1 pseudogene is annotated in these 510 nt (G+C 51.6%); it reads right to left on the reverse strand.

Going from position 1 to position 510, the window contains the following annotated elements:
* Window positions 1–510 (reverse strand): annotated as a pseudogene (locus tag ACTHUM_RS18760) (hypothetical protein); the annotation flags it as partial.

The raw sequence follows: 510 nt of genomic DNA on the forward strand, positions 1-510 counted from the left end.
GTGTTGCCTGCGGTCAGACCGTCTTTGTTCAACGCAACTTTATCGCCGACTTTCACGCCGTCGTTATTCATCACAGTATCGCCTGCTTTGAAGGTATCGGCATTCACTGTCTTCACGCTAATCTCGTCAGCCAACTTCAGTTGAGCACCACCGGCTACGGTTTCGCTAATGATGTTGCTGTCGCCTTTAACGTTGATGGTGTCGCCCAACGCGTAGTTGTTGCTGCCGCTGGTACCGCCGAAGTTGATGCCTTTGGCGATATTGGCGGCGTTGTTGGCTACGTTTTGGTTGGTCGCAAACAGTTGGCTGCCGTTAACGGCATCTTTGCTGTTGGCATTGATGTCGCCATCCGCTACGTTGGTTACTTTGTTGCCCGCATTGTCCAAGCCGTCTTTAGTCAGGTTTACCTTGCCTGCTTTCAAGCCGTCTTTGTTCAATGCAACATCATCACCCACTTTGACACCGTCAGTATTCACTGCGGTATCACCGGCTTTCACGCTGTCAACGTCC

Source organism: Neisseria sp. P0021.S006, from assembly GCF_051956895.1.